Consider the following 22,357-nt stretch of genomic DNA (forward strand, 5'->3'; position numbering starts at 1 on the left):
AGCCCCAGGAGCGCGACCATGGCCGAGCACTTCACCGTCCCCGCCCTGTTCCCGCCGCCGGGCTACGCGCACACCGTCGTGGTCGAGGCCGGTGAGCGGCTCGCCTTCCTGGCCGGCGGGGTCCCGCTGGACGCCGACGGCAAGCTGGTCGGCCCGGGCGACTTCCTGGCCCAGACCCGGCAGGTGCTCGGCAATCTGGAGACCGCGCTGGCCTCGGTCGGCAGCAGCCTGGACCAGGTGGTCGCCAGCACCGTCTACGTGGTGGCCGACCGCCCCGAGCCGCTCTCCGAGGTCTGGGAGGTCGTCAAGGCCTCGGCACTGAGCGCCGGTCCGCACAGCTCGACCCTGCTCGGCGTCACCACCCTCGGCTACACCGGCCAGTTGGTGGAGATCACAGTCACCGCCGTGGTCCCGGACCGGCCCGCTGTGGAAGGGTGAACGGACAGACCCTAGGAGGCGGCCGTGCCCCAGCAGTTCGACACCGGTGTGACCGGCCTGCGGGCCTCGGTCGACGGCGCCGTCGCCACCCTCGTCCTGGACCGTCCGGAGCGCCGGAACGCGGTCACCGGCGCGATCTGGCGGGCACTGCCCGGCGTACTGGACCGGCTGGCGGCCGCCCCCGGGGTCAGGGTCCTGCTGCTGACCGGCGCGAACGGCACGTTCAGCGCCGGGGCGGACATCAGCGAGCTGACCCGGATCTACGCCGACCCGGACCCTGACGTGGCCGACGCCTACCACGCCGAGAACGTCGCGGCCGAGGAGGCGCTGGCCGCCTTCCCGCATCCGACCATCGCCGTGGTGCACGGCCACTGCGTGGGCGGCGGCTGCCAGTTGGCGGTGGCCTGCGACCTGCGGTTCGTCGCCGAGGACGCTCTGCTGGGCATCACCCCGGCCAAGCTCGGGGTGGTCTACCCGGCCGTGCCGACCGTCCGGCTGGACCGGCTGGTCGGCCCGGCCCGGGCCAAGTACCTATTGTTCTCCGGCGAGTTGGTGGACGCCCGGCGGGCCGAGCTGTTCGGCCTGGCGGACGAGGTGCTGCCGGCCGACCGACTGGACGCCCGCGCGCAGGAGTTCGCCGAACTGCTGGCGCTGCGCTCACCGCAGACCATCGGCGCCGCCAAGGCCGCGCTGGCCGCGGACGACCCGGCGGCGGCGCTGGCCCCGTGGGAGCGCAAGTCCCGCCACACACCGGACGTCCGCGAAGGGTTGGCGGCCTTCCTGGAGCGCCGCCGACCCAACTTCTAGCGGATCGGCAGCCCCGAGATGGCCCGGGCGATCACCAGCCGCTGGATCTCGCTGGTGCCCTCGAAGATGGTGTAGATCGCGCTGTCCCGGTGCATCCGCTCCACCGGGTACTCCCGGGTGAAGCCGTTGCCGCCGAGGATCTGCATCGCCTGCGCCGTCACGTACTTGGCCGTCTCACCCGCGTACAGCTTGGACATCGAGCCCTCGGCCGAGGTGAACGGCTGGTTGTTGGCCGCCATCCAGGAGGCCCGCCAGACCAGCAGCCGGGCCGCGTCGATCCTGGTCTTCATGTCGGCCAGCTGGAACGCCACGCCCTGGTTGTCGATGATCGGGCGGCCGAACTGCACCCGGGTCTTCGCGTAGTCCAGCGCCACCTCGTACGCGGCCCTGGCGATACCGATCGCCTGCGCGCCGACGGCGGGGCGGGAGGCCTCGAAGGTGGCCATCGCGGCGTTCTTGCCGCCGGCCCGCTTGGTCCCCTCGCGGGCCCTGGCCAGCCGCTCGTCCAGCTTCTGCTTTCCGCCGAGCAGGCAGCTGCCGGGGATCCGGACGCCGTCCAGCACCACCTCCGCGGTGTGCGAGGCGCGGATGCCGTGCTTCTTGAACTTCTGACCCTGGCTCAGCCCGGCCGTGCCCGGCGGCACCACGAAGGAGGCCTGCCCGCGCGCGCCGAGCGCCGGGTCGACGGTGGCCACCACCACGTGGACGGCGGCGATCCCGCCGTTGGTGGCCCAGGTCTTGGTGCCGTTCAGCACCCACTCGTCCTTCGCCTCGTCGTAGACCGCGCGGGTGCGCAGCGCCGAGACGTCCGATCCTGCGTCCGGCTCGGAGGAGCAGAACGCGGCCACCTTGACGTCGTCCGGCGTGCCGAACATCTGCGGCGCCCAGGTGCCGATCTGCTCGTCGGTACCGTTGGCCAGCACCGCGACGGCGGCCAGCGTGGTGCCGACGATGGCCAGGCCGAGGCCCGCGTCACCCCAGAACAGCTCCTCCATCGCGATCGGGATGCCGACGCCGGAGGGGTCGAAGTACTGCTGGGCGTAGAAGTCCAGCGAGTAGATGCCGATCTTGGCGGCCTCCTGGATGACCGGCCAGGGGGTCTCCTCGCGCTCGTCCCACTCGGCGGCGGCCGGGCGCATCACGTCGGCGGCGAAGCCGTGCAACCAGTCCCGGACGGCGAGCTGGTCCGGGCCTGGGTCGAGGGAGAAGGTGCTCATGCGGAAGCCTCCGGGACGGGAGTGCGGGCGGAAAAGCCCACGCCATCGGGGTGTTACCCCGGGTAACATGCCGCGAGTCTGCTACTGATTGGTAATCCGTGTCAACGGCCGAGCGAGGAGCCGCACCGTGTCCACAGAGCCCCGCCGCCAGCAGCCGCCGAACGCCGCGGAGCCGCGCCGCGAGCAGCTGCTGAACGCTGCCGACCGGGTCGTCCAGCGCGAGGGCCCCGGCGCGAGCATGAACGCGATCGCCGCCGAGGCGGGCATCACCAAGCCGATCCTGTACCGGCACTTCGGCGACCGGACGGGCCTGATCCGGGCCCTGACGGAGCGTCACACCAGCGGCCTGCTGGCCGCCGTCCGGGCCGCACTGAACGAACCGCTGGAGCGCCGCGACCGGGTCGAGCACGTGCTGGACGTCTACCTGGCGGGCATCGAGTCCCGCCCGCAGGTCTACCGGCTGCTGACCCACCCGGAGTCCGGCGACCCGGCCGGGGCGGGCCAGGCGCTGGCACCCGCACTCCGGCAGATCGCCGAGGAGATCACCAAGGCGGTCCGGGAGCAGGTCGACCTCGGTCCCGACGCGCCGCTGCTGGCCGAGACCTGGGGCCGGTCGATCACCGGCATGGTGCTGGCGGCCGGCGACTGGTGGCTGGACCAGCGGCCCTGCCCCCGGGCCCGGATGGTGCAGGCGCTGGCCGACCTGCTCTGGGGCCGGCTCGCGGCGGCGGCGCCACTGCCGGGGGCACCCACCTAGACTCTGTGCAGAACATGAGTCATGCTCACCTCTTGTGCGCGGCCCCGGGGTGCGGCAGGATCGGCGCACCCCACCCCCATGCCCCTCCGCGAGGTGCCCGTGCGTGTCCGTCGTACCGCCGCCGCCCTGTCCCTGACCACCGCCGCCGTACTGTCCGGCGCCGCGCTGCCGGCCGAGGCCGCCACGCACCAGGACTCCTACCAGCAGGGTGACCGCCACCAGCGGGCCGACTTCCCGACCGGCACGGTGACCACCGCCGACGGCCGGACCCACCTGACCGACTCCGCCGGGCGGGTGCTCCAGTTGCGCGGCTTCAATGTCGACAAGTATGCCGAGGCGACCGAGGCCGACCTGCGGTCCGCCGCCGAGCACGGCTTCACCCTGGTGCGGGTGGCGATCTCCTGGAACCGGCTGGAGCCGACCCGGGGCCAACTGGACCGGACCGAGCTGGACCGGCTGCACCGGGTACTCGACTGGGCCGAGAAGTACGGCCTGTTGGCCCTGGTCGACTTCCACCAGGACGTCTACGGGCCGAAGTTCGGCGGCGGCGACCGGGGCATCCCGGTCTGGGCCACCCGGGACGACGGCCTGCCGTTCGAGGAGGACCCCGACGACTGGTTCGCCGGGTACTTCCAGCCCGCCGTGCAGGCCGCCTTCACCCACCTCTACGACGACCCGGACCTGCGCCGCTGGCAGGCCGACTTCTACACCCGGCTGGCCCGCGAACTCCGGGACCACCGCTCGCTGTTGGGCTACGACCTGTTCAACGAGCCGTCCGGACCGATCCCCGGCGACCCGACCGACCCGGCCGTGCTGGTCGCCGCCTCGGCCGAGCTGGAGCAGGGCCGGCTGGCCGAGATGTACCGCCGCCTGATCAAGGCCGTCCGGCAGGCCGACAGCCGCTCCTGGCTGTTCGTCGAACCGACCGTGCTGGTCGGCCAGGGCGTCCCGACCCGGCTCCCGTCGTTCGGTGACCCGCGCTCCGGCGCCGACCGGCTCGGCTACGCCCCGCACTTCTACGACACCGCCGTCGAGGCGGGCCGGGACTGGGATCCGTCCGGCGGCTTCGTGGAGAACTACCTCGCCGCGATCACCGCCTACCCGCAGACCGGCCACCTGCCGGTGCTGGTCGGCGAGTGGGGCCCGCCCAACTCCCGTACGCCCGGCAACGCCGAGCTGGTGAAGCGTCAGGTCGCCGCGATGAACGGCTTCGCCTCGGGCTGGGCCATGTGGTACTGGTGCAAGGGCGGCGGCGGCTACTGCGCGCTCGGCCCGGACGGTCGCCCGGCGCCCGGCAACGAACCGGTCTTCGGCCCGTACGCCCGGGCCCTGGCGGGCACCCCCGGCACCGAGAGCTACCGGGACGGCAGCTACACCCTGACCTTCGTCACCGGCGGCCGCACCGCCGGGGGCAGCGGCGGCTGGACCGAGATCAGCCTGCCGGGCACCGCCTACCCGAACGGCGCCGAGGTCACCGTCAGCGGCGCCCGGGCCTCGGTGCTGGACGTCGACCAGCCCCGGGGCGACCGGGCCGGGTTGGCCCGGGTCCTGCTGCCGCTGGCCCGCCCCGGCACCACAGTGACGGTACGGATCAGCGCCCGCTGAACCCGGGCCCGGGGCCGGTCCGACAACTCGCGCCGGACCGGCCCTGCGGTCAGCCGTTCAGGCCGCGCCGGGCCAGCAGCGGGGTGATCTCCGGGTCCCGGCCGACCACGGCGCGGAAGCAGTCCAGCGCGTCCACGCTGCCGCCCCTGGAGAGCAGTTCGGCCCGGAAGGTCTCACCGCTGTCCCGGACGCCCCGGCCGTTGGTCTCGAACCAACGCACCGTGTCGGCGTCCAGCACCTCGGACCAGATGTACGCGTAGTACCCGGCGCTGTAGTCGTTGGAGAACACGTGGTTGAAGTAGGTGCTCCGGTAGCGCGGCGGCACCAGCGGGTCGGCCAGCCCGGCCTTGGCCAGCGCGGCCGCCTCGAACTCCTGGGCGTCCTCGATCACTTCACCCGCCGGCACGGTGTGCCAGGCCCAGTCCAGCAGCGCGGCGGCCAGGTACTCCACGGTCCGGAAGCCCTGCCCGAACCGCTCGGCCGCAGCCATCCGCTCGACCAGCTCGGCGGGCAGCGGCTCACCCGTCAGGTGGTGCCTGGCGTAGTTGGCCAGCACCTCGGGCCTGGTCATCCACATCTCGTTCACCTGGGACGGGAACTCGACGAAGTCGCGCGGCACTTCGGTGCCCGAGAAGAGCGGGTAGCGCACCGCCGAGAACAGCCCGTGCAGGGCGTGGCCGAACTCGTGGAACAGCGTCCGGACCTCGTCCCAGGTGAGCAGCGCGGGCTCCCCGGCCGCCGGATGGGCGATGTTGAGGTTGTTCACCACCACCGGCCGCTTCCCCAACAGCTCGGACTGCTGGACCAGTTCGTTCATCCAGGCGCCGCCGCTCTTCGACTCCCGGGCGTGGAAGTCGCCGACGAACAGACCCAGCGAGGAACCGTCCGCCTCGAACACCTCGAAGACCCGGGCATCCGGGTGATACCCCGTCAGGTCGGCCCGCTCGGTGAAGGTCAGCCCGTAGGCCAGACCGGCGGCGAAGAACACCCCGTCGTGCAGCACCCGCTCCAACTCGAAGTACGGGCGCAGCTCGGCCGCATCGAGGCGGTACTCGGTCTGCCGGACCCGCTCCGAGTAGTACAGCCAGTCGTGCGCGGCGAAGTCCTCGACCCCGTCGGCCTGTTCGGCCAGACCGGCGAGCCGGCCGGCCTCCCGGGCGGCGTTCGCCATGGCCGGCGGGATCAGCCGCGCGAACAGCTCCTCCACCGCCTCGACCGTCCCGGCCGTCTCGTCGGCCACCACGTACGCGGCGTGGCTCGGGAAGCCGAGCAGCTCGGCCCGCTCGGCCCGCAGCCCGGCCAGCTCTATCGCCAGCGGCCCGTTGCTCTCCACCGCCCGGTCCACCGAGGCGGCCAGCAGCCTGGCCCGCAGCTCCCGGTCGGTGAGCGCGGCCAGTTCGGACTGGTTGGTGAAGTTCTTCAGGCTCAGCACGTACGAGCCGTCCTGGCCCAGCGCCCGGCCGTTCGCGGCAGCCGCCGCCACCGCGTCGGCCGACAGGCCGTCCAGCTGCTCGGCGCGCTCCACCACCACGGCCCGGGCCCGGGTGTCGGTGAACACGTTCTGCCGGAACGCCGCCTGGGCCGAGGCCAGCCGGCCGTTGATCTCCCGCAGCCGCAACTGCCCCTCGGCCGGCAGCCGGACCCCGGCCCGGACGAAGCGGGTGTGGTGCCGCTCCAGCAGCCGCAGGCTCTCGGCGTCCAGGCCGAGGTCGGCCCGCACCTGATGCAGCGTCTCGAACCGGGCGAACAGCGCCGGGTCGAGCAGGACGGTGTCCAGGTGCGCGGCCAGCCGAGGGCTCAGCTCGGCGTCCAACGCCTGCACGCCCGGGGTGGTGTCGGAGGAGCTCTGGTTCTCGAAGACCAGGCGGACCCGGCGCAGCAGCGCACCCGAACGTTCCAGCGCCACCACGGTGTTGTCGAAGCTCGGCGGCTCCGGGTCCGCGGTGATGGCGGCGATCTCGGCGAGGTGGTCGGCCATGCCTCGGTCGAAGGCGGGCAGGTAGTGCTCTTCCCGGATGGCGGTGAAGGGCGGGAGTTCGAACACCAGGGTGCTGGGCGCGAAGAAAGGGTTGTCGCTCATAGGTCAGACCCTAGAACCGAGACTGCCTCTCCGGAAGACAGGGGCTCTGCTGTTGGCAGGTCCCAAGGTTGCACTGTCCAAGGGCTCGGGGCCCTGCTGATGGGCGGCTCCGCCGCGGGGCGACGCCGACCTCGTGCAAGGTGATCCGTGCGTAGGTGGTCAGGCACTTTCGTAGGTGACCCCGGCGCCAGATCTCCTCGCGGTTCCGAGCCCCTGGATAGTGCCTGGCTGAGCGCCTCCGAGAATGTGTCGGCGGGGCCCGGTACGGTCGGGGCGAACCTGTGTCCGATGTGTGAGGAGACCCCGTGGCGCCACGGATCGCCGTTGTGCCCGCTCCGCACGGGCCTGGCGGGCGGCTGCAACCGCTCGGCGAGGACGGGGTGCCGCTCGGGCCGCCCGAGCAGGTGGCCGACCTGGCCGCCGCGATGGTGCAGTGGGAGGCGGCCGGCCAACCCCGCTGGGTCTGGGCGGCGGCCGACAGCGCGTACGCGCCACTGCTGCCGCTGCGGGTGGCCCGCTGCCACGACCTACGGCTGGTGGAGGCGCTGCTGCTCGGGCACGAGGGGGCCTGGGGCGCACCCCGTTCGCTCGGCGCCGCGTGGGCGCGGCTGCGTGGCCTGCCGGTGCCCGCCGACCTGCCGGAGACCGGCGGCGGTGAGGACCAGGACAGCCTGTTCGCGCCGGACCGGCTGCAACTGCCGCCCGGCACCGACCAGCTCGCGGCAGTGGTGGCGGTGCACGCCGAGCAGCTGCGCCGGATCGCGCTGGTCGAGCAGCCGGGGCTGTTCCGGCTGCTGGTGGCCGCCGAGTCGGCCGGTGCGCTGCTGGCCTCCGAGATCACGTACGACGGCCTGCCGTGGCGGGCCGACCGGCACGACCGGCTGCTGACCGACCTGCTCGGCCCCCGTCCGCACATCCCCGGCACCCAGCCCAAGCTGCTCGCCGAGCTGTCCGTCGAGCTGCAACAGGCGCTCGGCGCCCGCCCGTTCAACCCCGACTCGCACGCCCAGGTGCTGAAGGCGTTCGCCGACCAGGGCATCCGGCTGAGCTCCACCCGGATCTGGGAGCTGCGCGAGATCGACCACCCGGCGGCCCGGCTGATGATCCGTTACAAGGAGATGTCCCGGATCCACGCCGCGCACGGCTGGGCCTGGCAGGACGCCTGGGCGCGCGGGGGCCGGTTCCGCCCCGAGTACGTGGTCGGCGGGGTGGTCTCAGGACGGTGGGCCAGCCGGGGCGGCGGGGCGCTGCAGATCCCGCGCATCCTGCGCGGCGCCGTGGTGGCCGACCCGGGCTGGGCCCTGGTGGTGGCGGACGCGGCGCAGCTGGAGCCCCGGGTGCTGGCCGCGCTCTCCGGCGACGCCGGGTTGGCCCGGTCGGCGGCCGAGGGCGACCTGTACGCGGCGCTGGCCGCCCAGGCGTTCCAGGGCGACCGGGACAAGGCCAAGCTCGGCCTGCTCGGCGCGATGTACGGCCAGACCAGTGGGGACATCGGCCCGCTGCTGGCCACCCTGCGCCGCCAGTACCCGACCGCGATGGGCTACGTCGAGGCGGCGGCCCGCACCGGCGAGGAGGGCGGCATCGTCCGCTCCCGGCTGGGCCGGACCTGCCCGCCGCCGTCCGCCGACTGGCTGGATCTGACGGAGGCTCCGGAGACCGCCGGGGAGGCGGGCGGGCGTTCGGCCCGGGCCCGCGGCCGGTTCACCCGCAACTTCGTGATCCAGGCCAGCGGGGCGGACTGGGCGCTCGCCCTGCTGGCCTCGCTGCGCCGCCGGCTGACGGCGCTGAGCACCGACGCGGACCGACCGCACCTGGTCTTCTTCCAGCACGACGAGGTGATGGTGCACACCCCGGTCAACCTGGCCGACCAGGTGGTCGAGGCGGTCACCGCCGCCGGCGAGGAGGCCAGGCGGCTGGTCTTCGGCGACACCCCGGTGCGGTTCCCGCTCAGCACCGCCGTGGTGGACTGCTACGCGGACGCCAAGTGAGCTGACATCAAGTGAGCCGGCACCGAGCGAGCTGACGGTGGCTCAGAACTTCCGGTAGCCCCGGGCGTCCTCCGCCGCCGCCACCACCTCGGCCAGCGCCGCCCCGGCCGAGGCGGTGACCACGGCCGCCACCGCGCCCTCCACGAACGGCGCGTCCACCAGCCTGGCCTGCTCCGCCGGGTGGTCCTCCAGCGCCGCCAGCGTGGTCAGCACCGAGCTGCCCAGATCCGCCAGCACCACCACCCCGCCCCCGGCATCCGCTGCCGCGACGGCCGACACGATCAGGTCGTAACTGGTGCCGAGCGAGCCGTCCTCGGTACCCGCCGCGAGCAGCACCGGGACGTCTCCGGAGCCGAGTTCGGCGAGGAGTTGACGGAGCCCGGCCGCCAGGCCGGGGCTGTGCGAGACCAGAACGATGCCCACGTACGCGCCCATGCCCCGACCATACCCAGCCTCATCGTCCGTGCACTCCCGACCAGTTCGATCCTGGCGTGTCGTACCGCAGGCCGGGCGGCGCCGGTTGACGTAACGTCGGCCGCAGGATCCGTCGCCGTCGGAGGAGAGCCGGTCTTGAAGAAGCTGATCAACGCCCCGGAGACGGTGCTCGCCGACGCACTGGCCGGATTCGCGGCCGCCCACCCCGAGTTGACCGTGGACCAGGAGAACCGGGTGATCACCCGGTCCGGCCGCCCGGCCACCCCGAAGGTCGCGCTGGTCTCCGGCGGCGGCTCCGGGCACGAGCCGCTGCACGGCGGCTTCGTCGGCCCCGGCATGCTCGACGCGGCCTGCCCCGGCGAGGTGTTCACCTCCCCCGTGCCCGACCAGCTGCTGGCCGCCGCCCAGGCGGTGCACAGCGGCGCGGGCGTGGTCTTCGTGGTGAAGAACTACACGGGTGACGTGATGAACTTCGAACTCGCCGCCGAGCTGGCCGCCGACGAGGGCATCGAGGTCCGCACCGTCCTGGTGAACGACGACGTCGCGGTGGAGGACTCCACCTGGACGGCCGGCCGCCGGGGCACCGGCGCCACCGTCCTGGTCGAGAAGATCGCCGGTGCACTGGCCGAACGCGGCGCCGATCTCGACCGGGTGGCCGCCCTCGGCGACCGGGTCAACGCCGCCTCCCGCTCCTTCGCCATCGCGCTCACCGCCGCCACCGTCCCGGCCGCCGGGAAACCGGGCTTCGACCTGCCGGAGGACGAGATCGAGGTGGGCGTCGGCATCCACGGCGAACCGGGCCGCCGCCGCGAGCCGCTGCGCCCGGCCGCCGAACTGGCCGCCGAGGTGGTCGACACCATCCTGGCCGACCACCACCTCACCGCCGGGGACGAGGTGATCGCCCTGCTGAACGGGCTCGGCGGCACCCCGCTGATCGAGCTGTACGTGCTGTACGGCGCGGTCGCCGACCGGCTGGCCGGGCAGCGGATCCGGATCGCCCGCAACCTGGTCGGCAACTACGTCACCAGCCTCGACATGGCCGGTTTCTCGCTGACCCTCACCAAGGCCGACCCCGAGCTGCTCGAACTCTGGGACGCCCCGGTGACCACCCCCGCCCTGCGCTGGTCCTGAGAGGAAGCCGCCATGGACACCACCCTCGCGCAGACCTGGCTGCGGGCCGTCGCGGCCGCCGTCGAACAGCGGCAGCAGGAGCTGACCGAGCTGGACGCGGCGATCGGCGACGGCGACCACGGCTCGAACCTGCACCGCGGCTTCACCGCCGTGCTGCCCGCGATCGAGGGCCTGGACTCGGCCGGGGCGGTGCTGACCAAGGCGGGCAGCACTCTGATCTCCAAGGTCGGCGGCGCCTCCGGGCCGCTCTACGGAAAAGCGTTCCGGGCGATGGGCAGCGCCCTCACCGAGGGCGGCGACTTCGGCTCGGCGCTGGCCGCCGGGCTGGCCGCGATCGAGAAGCTGGGCGGCGCCGCGCCGGGCGACAAGACCATCGTGGACGCCTGGGCCCCCGCACTGGCCGCCTTCGAACGGACCGGCTCGTACGCCGACGCGGCGGCCGCCGCCGAACAGGGCGCACTGGACACCGTCCCGCTCCAGGCCCGCAAGGGCCGGGCCTCCTACCTGGGCCCGCGCAGCATCGGCCACCAGGACCCGGGCGCCACCTCGACCGCGCTGATCCTCCGCGCGCTGGCCGACTCCGGTCAGTCCTGACCAGTCGGCCGTTCGAGGTCGGTGCGGCTGATCAGGAGTAACAGCGCGTCGTCCCCGAGCTCGCCGCCGGTGTGCTCCAGCAGGTCGGCGTACAGCCGTCCGACCGCCACCTCCAGCTCGGCCGCCGACCGGGCGGCCTCCCGGACCAGCGGACCGACCCGCTCGGCCAGCGGGTAGAACTCGCCGCTGTGGTGGTGCCTGGCCTCGATCACCCCGTCGGTGCAGAGCACCAGCACGTCCTCCGGGCCGAACGGCGCCTCCATGGTCTGCGGCTCCCCGGTCGCCAGCCGCCCGAGGCCGAGCGGCACCCAGGGGTCGCTGGCCTCCAGCACCGTCACCGTCCCGTCCCTGGCCACCATGATCGGCGGGACGTGCCCGAAGTGCAGCAGTTCCACCGTCCCGGGGCGGTACACCTCGGCGAACAGCGCGGTGGTGAACTCACCGTCCGGCACGTGCCGCTCCACGCTGGCCTCGATCCTGGCCGCCACCGAGAGCAGCCCGCTCTCGTCGTACGCCGCCTCCCGGAACGCGCCGAGCACCACGGCCGCGGTCTGCACCGCGCCGAGCCCCTTGCCCCGGACGTCGCCGACCAGCAGCCGGGTGCCGTGCGGGGTCTCCAGCACCGAGTACAGGTCGCCGCCGATCCGGGCGGCGTCGGCCGCCGAGGCGTACCGGACGGCCAGCCGGAGCGGTCCGACCGCCGGGCCCGGTGGTCGGAGCAGCGCGCGCTGGGCGGCCTCCGCCACCGAGGAGACGGCGGCGAAGGCCGCGGCTCTGCGCATCCTGATCCGGGCCACCCAGGCGCTGAAGACCGACAGCACGACATAGCTGACCACCGCTCCGAACAGGAACTGACCGTTGTTCAGGTTGGCCACCTGGTCGTAGTGGCCCAGCCCGACCAGCGCGCCGAAGCCGAGCAGGCACACCACCAGCAGCTCCAGCGGCCGCAGGGTGAGTGCCGCCAGCGAGGGCACCACCACCATCAGCGGGGCCAGGTAGCTCTCCCGCCCGGTCGCCAGGTCCACGACCACCACCACGACCAGGGCCAGCAAGGCCGGGGTGGCCCGGCGGCGCCAGGACAGGTCCTGCAGGTCGGCGGCGAGCAGCGCCCGCTCCCGCCGGGCGGGCGAGAGCCCCGCGGCCTTGGGTGCCGTGGGCGACTGAGCTCGGGTGAACCGGGACACATATCGAACATAGCGGAGGAATCGGTCTTCGCGCCCGCGCGTCATCCAGGGCAATACGGTCCCAATTACCCCTTTTGTCATACCGTACGGGGAACGTGACGCCCACTCATCGAGGGAAGGTCCCCCGCCGATGTCCGGATACGGCAGCCAGACACCATCTCCTACCCCTCCGCCCAGCCCGCAGTGGTCCGCACCGGCCGCCGTTCCACCGGCCCAGACGTCACGTCACTGGCTCAGGCTCTTCCTGATCGGCCTGGCGCTGTGGGTGGCGACCGTGATCGTCACCTTCTTCACCGACAACAGCAACCTGGTGCCGACCATCGTGCTGCTCGGCAGCTTCCTGGTCCCCGGCACCTTCGTGGTCTGGGCGTACGAGCGCTACGCGGCCGACGTGGGTGCCGAGCGGATCGCGGCCTGCTTCGGCATCGGCGGCATCATCGGCGTGCTCGGCGCCTCGGTGCTGGAGACCTACCTGCTCTCCCCCTCGATCTGGATGTACGTCGGCGTCGGCCTGATCGAGGAGGCCGTGAAGCTGGCCGCCCTGGTCATGGTCGCCCGTCGCATCCCGGCGGCCGGGCTCCGGCACGGCCTGGTGCTCGGTGCCACCGTCGGCGCGGGTTTCGCCGCCTTCGAGAGCGCCGGCTATGCCTTCAACGCGGTGCTGAGCATCCACGGCCTCTCGCTCAAGGACCTGGTGGAGACCGAAATCCTGCGCGGCGTACTGGCCCCGGTCGGCCACATCCTGTGGACCGCGATCCTGGGCGGGGTGCTGTTCCGCGAGCGGCGCGGCATGCACTTCCGGTTCAACGCCCCGGTGATCCTCACCTACCTCGGCGTCTCGCTGCTGCACGCGCTCTGGGACAGCACCAGCGGCATCGCGGTCTGGCTGGTGGCCAGGACCACCGCGAGCGACTTCCAGCGGGCCATCTTCGAGCTCGGCTACATGCCCGACCCGACCACCGAGCAGGTCCACCTGTACACCCTGTACGACGTCCTCGGGCTGATCGTGGTCTCGCTCGGCGGCCTGATCTGGCTCCGGACGCTGATCAGCCGGGACCGGGCGGCCGCGCCGGCCACCTGACCGAGCAGCGCAGCAGGACGGGCGGTTCCCGGAGTCCCGGGGCCGCCCGTCTTCGCGTTCCGGCCCACCGACGTGACACGCCCCGGCCACCGCAGCCCGACTCTGCGTCGCCGTACGGTTACTCTCTGCTGGCGATCGTGCAGATCGCCACCTCTCCCCCTGGCACAGGGAATACCCCCAGGGGGTATGGTGTTGTCAGAGTCAGCCCCAGCACGGGGCAACGAACCTCCGGAGGCCCCGATGTCGAGCACCGTCACCTACTCCGTCAGCGGTATGAGCTGCGGCCACTGCGAGAAGTCGGTCAGTGCCGAGGTGGCCGAGCTGCCCGGCGTGACCGAGGTGGCCGCCGACGCCAAGGCCGGCACCGTCACCATCTCCTCCCAGGTCCCGCTGGACGACGACCAGCTCCGCGCCGCCGTCGACGAGGCCGGCTACGAGCTGGTCGGCCGCTCAGCCTGAGCACCCCTCGTACGGGGCCGCCCCGGCGTGCGCGGCCCCGTACGCTCTCATTGAGGAGCCATCAGCCCATGAGCACCACCACCCCAGGCATAGAGCCCGGCGCCCTCCGCGACCGGGTGGAACTCGCCATCGGCGGGATGACCTGCGCCTCCTGCGCGGCGCGGATCGAGAAGAAGCTCAACCGGATGGACGGCGTCGAAGCCACCGTCAACTACGCCACCGAGAAGGCGCAGGTCGACTTCGCGCCCGAGGTCAGCGTGGCCGACCTGATCGCCACCGTGGAGCGCACCGGCTACACCGCCGAGCTGCCCGCCCCGCCCGCGACCGCCGACACCCCGGCCGAGCCGCAGCCCGACCCTCTGCGGGAACGGCTGCTGATCAGCGCCGCACTCTCGGTCCCCGTGGTGCTGCTCTCGATGATCCCGGCGCTGCAGTTCGACAACTGGCAGTGGCTCACCTTCGCGCTCACCGGCCCGGTCGTGGTCTACGGCGGCTGGCCCTTCCACCGCGCCGCCTGGACCAACCTCAGGCACGGCGCGGCCACCATGGACACCCTGGTCTCGCTCGGCACCCTGGCCGCCTTCGGCTGGTCCGTCTGGGCGCTCTTCTTCGGGCACGCCGGGATGACCGGGATGCGGCACGCCTTCACCCTCGGGGTCGGCGCCGGTGACGCCTCGTCAACCCTCTACCTGGAGACCGCCGCCGCCGTCACCACCCTGATCCTGCTCGGCCGCTGGCTGGAGGCCCGCTCCAAGCGCCGCGCGGGCGCCGCCCTGCACGCCCTGCTCGACCTCGGCGCCAAGGACGTCGCCGTCCTCCAGGGCGGCCGCGAGGTACGGCTGCCGGTCGATCGCCTCACCGTCGGCATGCGCTTCGTGGTCCGGCCCGGCGAGAAGATCGCCACCGACGGCACCGTGGTCGAGGGCGCCTCCGCCGTGGACGCCTCGATGCTCACCGGCGAGGCCGTCCCGGTCGAGGTGACCGTCGGCGACGCCGTCACCGGCGCCACCGTGAACGCCGGCGGCCGCCTGGTGGTCGAGGCCACCCGGGTCGGCGCCGACACCCAGCTCGCCCGGATGGCCAAGCTGGTCGAGGAGGCGCAGAACGGCAAGGCCGCCGCCCAACGGCTGGCCGACCGGATCTCCGCCGTCTTCGTACCCGTGGTCATCCTGATCGCGCTCGGCACCCTGGTCAGCTGGCTGCTCGTCAGCAACAGCCCCACCGAGGCGTTCACCGCCGCCGTCGCGGTCCTGATCATCGCCTGCCCCTGCGCCCTCGGCCTGGCCACACCGACCGCCCTGATGGTCGGCACCGGCCGCGGCGCCCAGCTCGGCATCCTGATCAAGGGCCCGGAGGTGCTGGAGACCACCCGCAGGGTCGACACCATCGTGCTCGACAAGACCGGCACCGTCACCACCGGACGGATGTCACTGACCGCCGTACACACCGCCGACGGGGTCTCGGAGACCGAGGTGCTCCGGCTGGCCGGCGCCCTGGAGCACGCCTCCGAGCACCCGATCGCGGCCGCCATCGCCACCGCCGCCCTCGATCGGCTCGGCCGGCTCCCGTCGGTGGAGGACTTCGCGAACGTGCCAGGCCGGGGCGTCCAGGGCGTGGTCGACGGCCATGCGGTTATCGCCGGACGCGAGCTGCTGCTCGCCGACTGGGCCCAGCACCTGCCGCCCGCCCTGGCGGCGGCCAAGGCTGAAGCCGAAGCCGCCGGCGGCACCGCCGTCTCGGTCGGCTGGGACGGCGCCGCCCGGGCCGTCCTGGTGGTCTCCGACACCGTCAAGCCCACCTCGGCCGCCGCCGTCGCCGAGCTCCGGGCGCTCGGCCTGCGGCCGGTGCTGCTCACCGGTGACAACCGCAGCGCCGCCGAGGCGGTCGCCGCCGAGGTCGGCATCGACGCCGCCGACGTGATCGCCGAGGTGCTGCCGGAGGACAAGGTCGCCACCGTCCGCCGCCTCCAGGCCGAGGGCCGCTCGGTCGCCATGGTCGGCGACGGGGTCAACGACGCCGCCGCCCTGGCCCAGGCCGACCTCGGACTCGCCATGGGCACCGGCACCGACGCCGCCATCGAGGCGAGCGACCTCACCCTGGTCCGCGGCGACCTGCGCTCCGCAGCCGACGCGATCCGGCTCTCCCGCCGCACCCTCGCCACCATCAAGGGCAACCTGTTCTGGGCCTTCGCCTACAACGTGGCCGCGATCCCGCTGGCCGCGGCCGGCCTGCTCAACCCAGTGGTCGCGGGAGCCACGATGGCCTTCTCCTCGGTCTTCGTGGTCACCAACAGCCTCCGCCTGCGCCGCTTCAACTCTGCCGCTTAGGTGGCACACGCCAGGGGCTCGGGGAACTGCGACGCCGACCTCGGAAAAGGTCACCCGTACGTAGGCGGTCAGGCACTTTCGCAGTGGCCCGAACGCCAGACCTCCTCGCAGTTCCCCGAGCCCCTGATGGCTGATGCCCGGAGCGAAAAGCTACCGGCCGAGGAGTTCGCCGCCGTTGCAGTGCAGGATCTCGCCGGTGATGAAGCCGGCCTCCGCGGAGGCCAGGAAGTAGACCGCCGCCGCCACCTCGCCCGACTCGCCGATCCGGCCGAGCAGGGTGCGGGCGGCGCGCCGCGAGACCTCTGCCTCGTCCAGCCGGGGCCCGAAGAACTCGGTGCCCGAGACGGTGCCAGGGGCCACGATGTTGGCGGTGATGCCGGAGGCCCCGAGCTGGGCGGCCAGGAAGTGGTTCCAGGCGTGCAGCGAGGCCTTGGCGGCCCCGTACGAGCCCGCTCCGCGCAGGGCGGCGATCGAACTGACCGTCACCACCCGCCCGCTGCCCTGGGTGAGCCGGTCCCGGATCGACTCGGTGAGCAGCACCACGGTCAGCACGTTGCGCTCGAAGTCCCCGCGCCAGCGGGCCAGCACGGCGTGCGGCCCGGCCCCGATCACGGTCTCCCGGCTGCCGGCGTTGTTGACCAGGACGTCGATCTCGGCGGGCAGCGCGCTCAGGGCGTCCTCGACCGCGTCGGGGTCGGCCAGGTCGCAGACCAGTGGGGTGACGTTCGGGCCGAGGTCGGTTGCGGCTCTCTCCAGGACCGCCCGACGACGGCCGACGATCACCACCCGCTCGCCCGCCTCGGCGAAGCGGCGTGCCACCTCGTACCCGATGCCGGTGCCACCACCGGTGACTACGACGTTCCTGGCCATCTGCGCACTCCCTCCCTGGCTTGCCGCCGCGACTGAGGGCGCGCGGGCGGTCCGTACCGGAATGGGACGATTACTATCACGCTGGGTTGCGGCGGCTGCGGGGAGGGTGACGTCGCCCGGCTGGGATCGTGTGGTATGTGGCCGGCACCATCCATGCACGGAGCATGGAGAGAGCCAACTCACACCCCCGGAACGTAACTTTGCGCCCCCGAATACGTCTTACCTTTGTAGTACGACGGTCCATGACCGCCGTGAACGGGGCTCCGGCGGGCCCCGGTAGGACTGCCGAGTCTCTCGGTGGTCTCGCGCACGACGCCGGGGAGCGGCAGTCGCCAGGAGCGCTTTGAGCGGCCTCTCCCGGCAACCAGGGCCGCCCCCGGGCGTCGTGCGCCGCTTCATCCGGTAACGCCGCCGGGGCCCTGCTGCGTACGGGGTGGGTCAGCGCGCGTCGAGCTCGACGTAGTCGCGGATCTCCACGCCGGTGTAGATCTGGCGCGGGCGGCCGATGCGGCTGCCCGGGTCGTTGATCATCTCGTGCCAGTGGGCGATCCAGCCCGGCAGCCGGCCGAGCGCGAACAGCACGGTGAACATGCTGGTCGGGAAGCCCATGGCGCGGTAGATCAGGCCGGTGTAGAAGTCCACGTTCGGGTAGAGCTTGCGCGAGACGAAGAAGTCGTCCTTGAGCGCGTGCTCCTCCAGCTTGAGCGCGATCTCCAGCAGCTCGTCGGACTTGCCGAGCTGGCCGAGCACCTCGTGCGCGAGGATCTTGACCTGCGCGGCGCGCGGGTCGAAGGCCTTGTAGACGCGGTGCCCGAAGCCCATGAGCTTCACGCCGTCCTCGCGGTTCTTCACCTTGCGGATGAAGGTGTCGACGTCACCGCCGGACTTCTGGATCTCCTCCAGCATCTCCAGCACGGCCTGGTTGGCGCCGCCGTGCAGCGGGCCCCAGAGCGCCGAGATACCGGCCGAGATGGAGGCGAACTGGTTGGCGTGGCTGGAGCCCACCAGACGGACCGTGGAGGTCGAGCAGTTCTGCTCGTGGTCCGCGTGCAGGATCAGCAGCTTGTCCAGCGCGTTCACGATGACCGGGTTGATCTCGTAGTCCTCGGCGGGGACGGCGAAGGTCATCCGGAGGAAGTTCTCGACGTAGCTCAGGTCGTTGCGCGGGTAGACGAACGGCTGGCCGACCGACTTCTTGTACGCGTACGCGGCGATGGTCGGGAGCTTGGCGAGCAGCCGGACGGTCGACAGGTGGCGCTGGCCGGCGTCGAACGGGTTGTGGCTGTCCTGGTAGAACGTCGACAGCGCGCCGACCACCGACGACAGCATCGCCATCGGGTGCGCGTCCCGGGGGAAGCCCTGGTAGAAGCGCTTGACGTCCTCGTGCAGCAGGGTGTGCTGAGTGATCTCGTTGCTGAACACCGCCAGCTGGTCGGCGTTCGGAAGCTCGCCGTTGATCAGCAGGTACGCGGTCTCGATGAAGCTGGCCTGCTCGGCCAGCTGCTCGATCGGGTAGCCGCGGTAGCGCAGGATGCCGTTGTCACCGTCCACGAAAGTGATCGCGGACTTGTAGGCGGCGGTGTTGCCGAAGCCGTTGTCCAGGGTGACCAGGCCGGTCTGCGGGAGCAGCTTCGAGATGTCGAAGCCGGCGTTGCCCGCAGTGCTCTCGACGACGGGGTACTCGTACTCGCCGTCCTGGTACCGCAGTACTACCGAGTTGTCGCTCACGTCTTCCTCACCGACGAAATGAATCCTCTTCCAAGGTGCCCTGACTGTCTCTACGATCCCCCACTCGCAGGACCGCCGTGCACCCGGGGTGGGCCGAGAAGACCCGTGTCCTACAAAAGCTCTCGCCGCAGCCGGTATGAACCGGACAAGATCGGCACAGACCAGGTTCCGCCGTAAATCTCTTCACGTCAAGACAACCCCATAGTAGGGCAGCCGCCTGGACGATCATCCAGTTGCCAGCCGATGATCAAGCGCCGAGTGCCTGCGACCAGCACTGACGGCCCGAACCGCCTGAGCGATCGCTCTCCGTGAGCCGACCAGCACCACCAGTTTCTTTGCCCTCGTCACGGCGGTGTAGAGCAGGTTCCGCTGCAGCATCGTCCAGGCCGAGGTGGTGACCGGAATCACCACCGCCGGGTACTCACTGCCCTGCGAACGGTGGATCGTCACGGCGTACGCATGGGCCAGCTCGTCCAGCTCGTCGAAGTCGTACGGCACCTCCTCGTCCTCGTCCGTCCGCACCGTCAGCCGCTGCTCGTCGACGCTGAGGTCGGTCACCACCCCGACCGTGCCGTTGAAGACCCCGTTCTTGCCCTTCTCGTAGTTGTTGCGGATCTGGGTGACCTTGTCACCGACCCGGAAGGTCCGGCCGCCGAAGCGGCGCTCGGGAAGGCCGTCCCTGGCCGGTGTCACTGCGGCCTGCAGCAGCGTGTTCAGCGCGCCCGCACCGGCCGGGCCCCGGTGCATCGGGGCCAGCACCTGGATGTCGCGCCGGGCGTCGAGCCCGAACCGCTGCGGGATCCGCCGGGCCACCACGTCCACCGTCAGACCGGCGGCCGCCTCCGCGTCCTCCTCGGCGAACAGGAAGAAGTCCGGCAGGCCGTCGGTGATCGGCGGCAGACCCTCGTTGATCCGGTGCGCGTTGGTCACCACACCGGACTGCTGGGCCTGCCGGAAGATCCGGGTCAGCCGGACCGAGGGGACCGGGCTGCCGGCCGACAGCATGTCCCGCAGCACCTCGCCCGCGCCCACCGAGGGCAGCTGGTCGACATCCCCCACGAAGAGCAGATGCGCCCCCGGCGCGACCGCCTTCACCAGCTTGTTCGCCAGGATCAGATCCAGCATCGAGGCCTCGTCCACCACCACCAGATCGGCATCCAACGGCCGGTCCCGGTCGTACGCCGCCTCGCCGCCCGGCCGCAGCTCCAACAGCCGGTGCACGGTGGACGCCTCAGCCCCCGTCAGCTCCGCCAGCCGCTTGGCCGCCCGCCCCGTCGGCGCCGCCAGCACCACCTTGGCCCGCTTCGCCAGCGCCAGCGTGACGATCGACTTCACCGTGAACGACTTGCCACAGCCCGGGCCCCCGGTCAGCACCGCGACCTTCTCGGTCAGCGCCAGCTTCACCGACTCCCGCTGCTCCGGCGCGAGTTCGGCCCCCGTACGGGTCGCCAGCCAGCCGAGCGCAGCCTCCCAGTCCACCCCCGCGAAGCCCGGCATCCGGTCGATGTCGGCGGTCAGCAGGCGCAGCAGCTGATTCGACAGCGAGACCTCGGCCCGGTGGAACGGCACCAGGTACACCGCCGTGATCGGCTGCCCACCCTCGCCCGGCACCTGCTCGCGCACCACTCCCTCGGCCGCCACCAGCTCGGCCAGGCAGTCGATCACCAGGCCGACATCGACCTGGAGCAGCTTCACCCCGTCGGCGATCAGCCGCTCCTCCGGGAGATAACAGTGCCCTTGGTCGCTGCTCTGCGAAAGCGCGTACTGCAGGCCCGCCTTGACCCGCTCCGGGCTGTCGTGCGGGATCCCGACGGCCTGGGCGATCCGGTCCGCCGTCAGGAAGCCGATGCCCCAGACGTCGGAGGCCAGCCGGTACGGCTCGTTCTTCACCACGCCGATCGAGGCGTCGCCGTACTTCTTGAAGATCCGCACGGCCAGCGAGGTGGAGACACCGACCGTCTGCAGGAAGACCATCACCTCCTTGATGGACTTCTGCTCCTCCCAGGCCGCCGCGATCATCTTGGTCCGCTTCGGCCCAAGGCCGGGGACCTCGATCAGCCGCTTCGGCTCGTTCTCGATCACCTCCAGGGTCTCCACCCCGAAGGCCTCGACGATCCGCTCCGCGAAGCGCGGGCCGATGCCCTTGATCAGCCCCGAGCCCAGATAGCGCTGGATGCCCTGCACCGTGGCCGGCAGCACCGTGGTGTAGTTCTCCACCATGAACTGCCGCCCGTACTGCGGGTGCGAGCCCCACCGCCCGAACAACCGCAACGACTCCCCCGGCTGCGCCCCCAGCAGCGCCCCGACCACCGTCAGCAGGTCATTCGCCCCACGCCCGGTGTCGACCCGGGCCACCGTGTAGCCCGTCTCCTCGTTGGCGTACGTGACCCGCTCCAACACGCCTTCCACCTGGGCAAGCTGACGTTGCGGCGGCTGTGTGCTCTGCGCACTCTGCGTACTCACAGGGCGCCCCCTCGGGTCGGTGACGGTGCGCTACGCACCGTACCGTCCCGCACCGACAGTGCGGGTACGGTCGTGCCTTATCGTCCTGATCATGAACGACCTGACAATCCGACCGGCGGATGCCACCGACCTCCCCGCCATCGTGGCCATGCTCGCCGACGACCCGCTCGGCGCCACCCGCGAGTCCCCCGACGACCTGACGCCCTACCAGGACGCCTTCGCCCGGATCACCGCCGACCCCCACCAGCACCTGGTGGTCGCGGTGTCGGCCGGCCGCACCGTCGGCACCCTCCAACTGACCGTCATCCCCGGCCTCTCCCGCCGCGGCGCCACCCGCACCCTGATCGAGGCCGTCCGAATCGACGCCTCCGCCCGCGGCACCGGCCTGGGCACCGTACTCATCGAATGGGCCATCAAGCAGTCCCGCACCCTCGGCGCCGGACTCGTCCAACTCACCTCCGACGCCACCCGCACCGACGCCCACCGCTTCTACGAACGCCTCGGCTTCACCGGCTCCCACCTCGGCTTCAAGCTGGACCTCCGGTGAGCGCCCGCCCGGCGGACTTCGCCATCGACACCGAACGGGAAGCGCTGGTCGGCTTCCTCGACAAGCAGCGCGCCGCACTGCTCCGCAAACTCGACGGCCTCGACGACACGGACGCCCGGCGGGTGCCCACCGCGAGCTCGCTCTCACTGCTCGGCCTGCTCAAGCACTCCGGCCTGTGGGAACGCCGCTGGTTCCAGATCATCCTGGCCGGCCACGAGTATCCCGACGAATGGCCCGCCGTGGACGAGGATGATGGCGCGGACTTCGCCCTCGGCGACGCAGACACCGTCGCGCGCTGGCGCACCTTCTACGAGGCCCAGGTCACCACCAACCGGGAGATCGTCGCCGGCACGTCCCTGGATGCTCCGTGTGTCTGGCCCAAGCTGGCACACCGAAATCTGCGCTGGGTGCTCCTCCACATGATCGAGGAGACTGCTCGGCACGCAGGCCATGCGGACATCATCCGCGAGAGCGTGGATGGGCAGACCGGAATCTGATCCGGAAATGCAGAAAGCCCCGCCGGTTACCCGGCGGGGCTTTCTGACTAAAGATTGTTCGGCGGCGTCCTACTCTCCCACAGGGTCCCCCCTGCAGTACCATCGGCGCTATGAGGCTTAGCTTCCGGGTTCGGAATGTAACCGGGCGT

Annotated in this window: 19 protein-coding genes and 1 rRNA gene; 12 read left to right on the plus strand and 8 right to left on the minus strand. The window is 72.0% G+C overall.

What is annotated here, in order from left to right; all coding sequences use genetic code 11:
- Positions 1-18 precede the first annotated feature (18 nt).
- On the plus strand, positions 19-438 hold the full coding sequence (locus tag ACXJMZ_RS25395; RefSeq protein ID WP_457032366.1) for a RidA family protein: 420 nt from the start codon (positions 19-21) through the stop codon (positions 436-438).
- 24 nt (positions 439-462) lie between these two features.
- A complete protein-coding gene (locus ACXJMZ_RS25400; protein WP_457032367.1) occupies positions 463-1,245 on the plus strand; it encodes an enoyl-CoA hydratase/isomerase family protein in 783 nt (260 codons plus the stop codon).
- On the opposite strand, the gene ACXJMZ_RS25405 is transcribed toward ACXJMZ_RS25400, so the two are convergent.
- Positions 1,242-2,462: an acyl-CoA dehydrogenase family protein gene (locus tag ACXJMZ_RS25405; protein WP_457032368.1), complete on the minus strand. Its 1,221-nt coding sequence runs from the start codon at positions 2,460-2,462 to the stop codon at positions 1,242-1,244. The genes ACXJMZ_RS25400 and ACXJMZ_RS25405 overlap by 4 nt on opposite strands.
- 127 nt (positions 2,463-2,589) lie before the next feature.
- On the opposite strand from ACXJMZ_RS25405, the gene ACXJMZ_RS25410 reads away from it, so the two are divergent.
- On the plus strand, positions 2,590-3,219 hold the full coding sequence (locus ACXJMZ_RS25410) for a TetR family transcriptional regulator (protein ID WP_457032369.1): 630 nt from the start codon (positions 2,590-2,592) through the stop codon (positions 3,217-3,219).
- Between the two features lie 99 nt (positions 3,220-3,318).
- On the plus strand, positions 3,319-4,824 hold the full coding sequence (locus tag ACXJMZ_RS25415) for a cellulase family glycosylhydrolase (RefSeq protein WP_457032370.1): 1,506 nt from the start codon (positions 3,319-3,321) through the stop codon (positions 4,822-4,824).
- 49 nt (positions 4,825-4,873) lie between these two features.
- Here ACXJMZ_RS25415 and ACXJMZ_RS25420 read toward each other — a convergent pair whose 3' ends face one another.
- Complete coding sequence (locus ACXJMZ_RS25420) at positions 4,874-6,904, minus strand: M3 family metallopeptidase (RefSeq protein ID WP_457032371.1); 2,031 nt, start codon at positions 6,902-6,904, stop codon at positions 4,874-4,876.
- 305 nt (positions 6,905-7,209) lie between these two features.
- On the opposite strand from ACXJMZ_RS25420, the gene ACXJMZ_RS25425 reads away from it, so the two are divergent.
- Positions 7,210-8,892, plus strand: coding sequence for a bifunctional 3'-5' exonuclease/DNA polymerase (locus ACXJMZ_RS25425; RefSeq protein WP_457032372.1), 1,683 nt, complete (start codon positions 7,210-7,212; stop codon positions 8,890-8,892).
- Between the two features lie 42 nt (positions 8,893-8,934).
- Here ACXJMZ_RS25425 and dhaM read toward each other — a convergent pair whose 3' ends face one another.
- On the minus strand, positions 8,935-9,327 hold the full coding sequence (gene dhaM / locus ACXJMZ_RS25430) for a dihydroxyacetone kinase phosphoryl donor subunit DhaM (RefSeq protein WP_457032373.1): 393 nt from the start codon (positions 9,325-9,327) through the stop codon (positions 8,935-8,937).
- A 135-nt stretch (positions 9,328-9,462) separates the two neighbouring features.
- Here dhaM and dhaK point away from each other — a divergent pair, with 135 nt between their 5' ends.
- Together dhaK and dhaL are read left to right on the plus strand one after the other, a co-directional pair.
- Positions 9,463-10,458, plus strand: a complete 996-nt coding sequence (dhaK, locus tag ACXJMZ_RS25435) for a dihydroxyacetone kinase subunit DhaK (RefSeq protein ID WP_457032374.1) — start codon at positions 9,463-9,465, stop codon at positions 10,456-10,458.
- A gap of 12 nt (positions 10,459-10,470) precedes the next feature.
- Positions 10,471-11,052: a dihydroxyacetone kinase subunit DhaL gene (dhaL, locus tag ACXJMZ_RS25440; protein WP_457032375.1), complete on the plus strand. Its 582-nt coding sequence runs from the start codon at positions 10,471-10,473 to the stop codon at positions 11,050-11,052.
- Here the strand turns inward: dhaL and ACXJMZ_RS25445 are convergent.
- Positions 11,043-12,236 (minus strand): PP2C family protein-serine/threonine phosphatase, encoded by a 1,194-nt coding sequence (locus ACXJMZ_RS25445; RefSeq protein ID WP_457032376.1) that lies wholly within the window; start codon positions 12,234-12,236, stop codon positions 11,043-11,045. The two genes, dhaL and ACXJMZ_RS25445, sit on opposite strands and share 10 nt — an antisense overlap.
- A 130-nt stretch (positions 12,237-12,366) precedes the next feature.
- Between ACXJMZ_RS25445 and ACXJMZ_RS25450 the strand changes: the two genes are divergently transcribed.
- The 3 genes from ACXJMZ_RS25450 to ACXJMZ_RS25460 all read left to right on the plus strand — a co-directional run bounded on the left by ACXJMZ_RS25450 (position 12,367) and on the right by ACXJMZ_RS25460 (position 16,103).
- The gene (locus ACXJMZ_RS25450; RefSeq protein WP_457032377.1) at positions 12,367-13,317 is read left to right on the plus strand and encodes a PrsW family intramembrane metalloprotease; all 951 of its coding nucleotides are present in this window, start codon (positions 12,367-12,369) and stop codon (positions 13,315-13,317) included.
- A gap of 240 nt (positions 13,318-13,557) precedes the next feature.
- Complete coding sequence (locus ACXJMZ_RS25455; RefSeq protein WP_457032378.1) at positions 13,558-13,776, plus strand: heavy-metal-associated domain-containing protein; 219 nt, start codon at positions 13,558-13,560, stop codon at positions 13,774-13,776.
- A 68-nt stretch (positions 13,777-13,844) separates the two neighbouring features.
- Entirely contained in the window at positions 13,845-16,103 is a 2,259-nt protein-coding gene (locus tag ACXJMZ_RS25460) for a heavy metal translocating P-type ATPase (protein ID WP_457032379.1), read from the plus strand.
- 150 nt (positions 16,104-16,253) lie between these two features.
- On the opposite strand, the gene ACXJMZ_RS25465 is transcribed toward ACXJMZ_RS25460, so the two are convergent.
- The 3 genes from ACXJMZ_RS25465 to recD2 all read right to left on the minus strand — a co-directional run bounded on the left by ACXJMZ_RS25465 (position 16,254) and on the right by recD2 (position 21,164).
- A complete protein-coding gene (locus ACXJMZ_RS25465) occupies positions 16,254-16,973 on the minus strand; it encodes an SDR family NAD(P)-dependent oxidoreductase (protein ID WP_457032380.1) in 720 nt (239 codons plus the stop codon).
- 438 nt (positions 16,974-17,411) lie between these two features.
- Positions 17,412-18,701 carry a citrate synthase gene (locus ACXJMZ_RS25470; protein ID WP_457032381.1) on the minus strand — a complete coding sequence of 430 codons (1,290 nt, stop codon included), beginning with the start codon at positions 18,699-18,701 and terminating at the stop codon, positions 17,412-17,414.
- Positions 18,702-18,926: 225 nt separating this feature from the next.
- Complete coding sequence (gene recD2, locus ACXJMZ_RS25475) at positions 18,927-21,164, minus strand: SF1B family DNA helicase RecD2 (RefSeq protein WP_457032382.1); 2,238 nt, start codon at positions 21,162-21,164, stop codon at positions 18,927-18,929.
- 91 nt (positions 21,165-21,255) lie between these two features.
- On the opposite strand from recD2, the gene ACXJMZ_RS25480 reads away from it, so the two are divergent.
- Both ACXJMZ_RS25480 and ACXJMZ_RS25485 read left to right on the plus strand, forming a co-directional pair.
- The gene (locus tag ACXJMZ_RS25480; protein ID WP_457032383.1) at positions 21,256-21,711 is read left to right on the plus strand and encodes an N-acetyltransferase family protein; all 456 of its coding nucleotides are present in this window, start codon (positions 21,256-21,258) and stop codon (positions 21,709-21,711) included.
- Positions 21,708-22,208, plus strand: a complete 501-nt coding sequence (locus ACXJMZ_RS25485; protein ID WP_457032384.1) for a DinB family protein — start codon at positions 21,708-21,710, stop codon at positions 22,206-22,208. Before ACXJMZ_RS25480 ends, ACXJMZ_RS25485 begins: the two co-directional genes overlap by 4 nt.
- Before the next feature lie 56 nt (positions 22,209-22,264).
- On the opposite strand, the gene rrf is transcribed toward ACXJMZ_RS25485, so the two are convergent.
- Positions 22,265-22,357 (minus strand): 5S ribosomal RNA (gene rrf, locus ACXJMZ_RS25490); the annotation flags it as partial.

It is taken from the genome of Kitasatospora sp. P5_F3 (assembly GCF_054049135.1).

What these genes read in the sequence shown, in the direction of transcription:
- ACXJMZ_RS25395 (WP_457032366.1), top strand. Translation starts at nt 19, where the DNA reads ATGGCCGAGCACTTCACCGTCCCCGCCCTGTTCCCGCCGCCGGGCTAC.
- ACXJMZ_RS25405 (WP_457032368.1), bottom strand. Translation starts at nt 2,462, where the DNA reads ATGAGCACCTTCTCCCTCGACCCAGGCCCGGACCAGCTCGCCGTCCGG.
- ACXJMZ_RS25420 (WP_457032371.1), bottom strand. Translation starts at nt 6,904, where the DNA reads ATGAGCGACAACCCTTTCTTCGCGCCCAGCACCCTGGTGTTCGAACTC.
- dhaM (WP_457032373.1), bottom strand. Translation starts at nt 9,327, where the DNA reads ATGGGCGCGTACGTGGGCATCGTTCTGGTCTCGCACAGCCCCGGCCTG.
- dhaL (WP_457032375.1), top strand. Translation starts at nt 10,471, where the DNA reads ATGGACACCACCCTCGCGCAGACCTGGCTGCGGGCCGTCGCGGCCGCC.
- ACXJMZ_RS25450 (WP_457032377.1), top strand. Translation starts at nt 12,367, where the DNA reads ATGTCCGGATACGGCAGCCAGACACCATCTCCTACCCCTCCGCCCAGC.
- ACXJMZ_RS25455 (WP_457032378.1), top strand. Translation starts at nt 13,558, where the DNA reads ATGTCGAGCACCGTCACCTACTCCGTCAGCGGTATGAGCTGCGGCCAC.
- ACXJMZ_RS25460 (WP_457032379.1), top strand. Translation starts at nt 13,845, where the DNA reads ATGAGCACCACCACCCCAGGCATAGAGCCCGGCGCCCTCCGCGACCGG.
- ACXJMZ_RS25465 (WP_457032380.1), bottom strand. Translation starts at nt 16,973, where the DNA reads ATGGCCAGGAACGTCGTAGTCACCGGTGGTGGCACCGGCATCGGGTAC.
- ACXJMZ_RS25480 (WP_457032383.1), top strand. Translation starts at nt 21,256, where the DNA reads ATGAACGACCTGACAATCCGACCGGCGGATGCCACCGACCTCCCCGCC.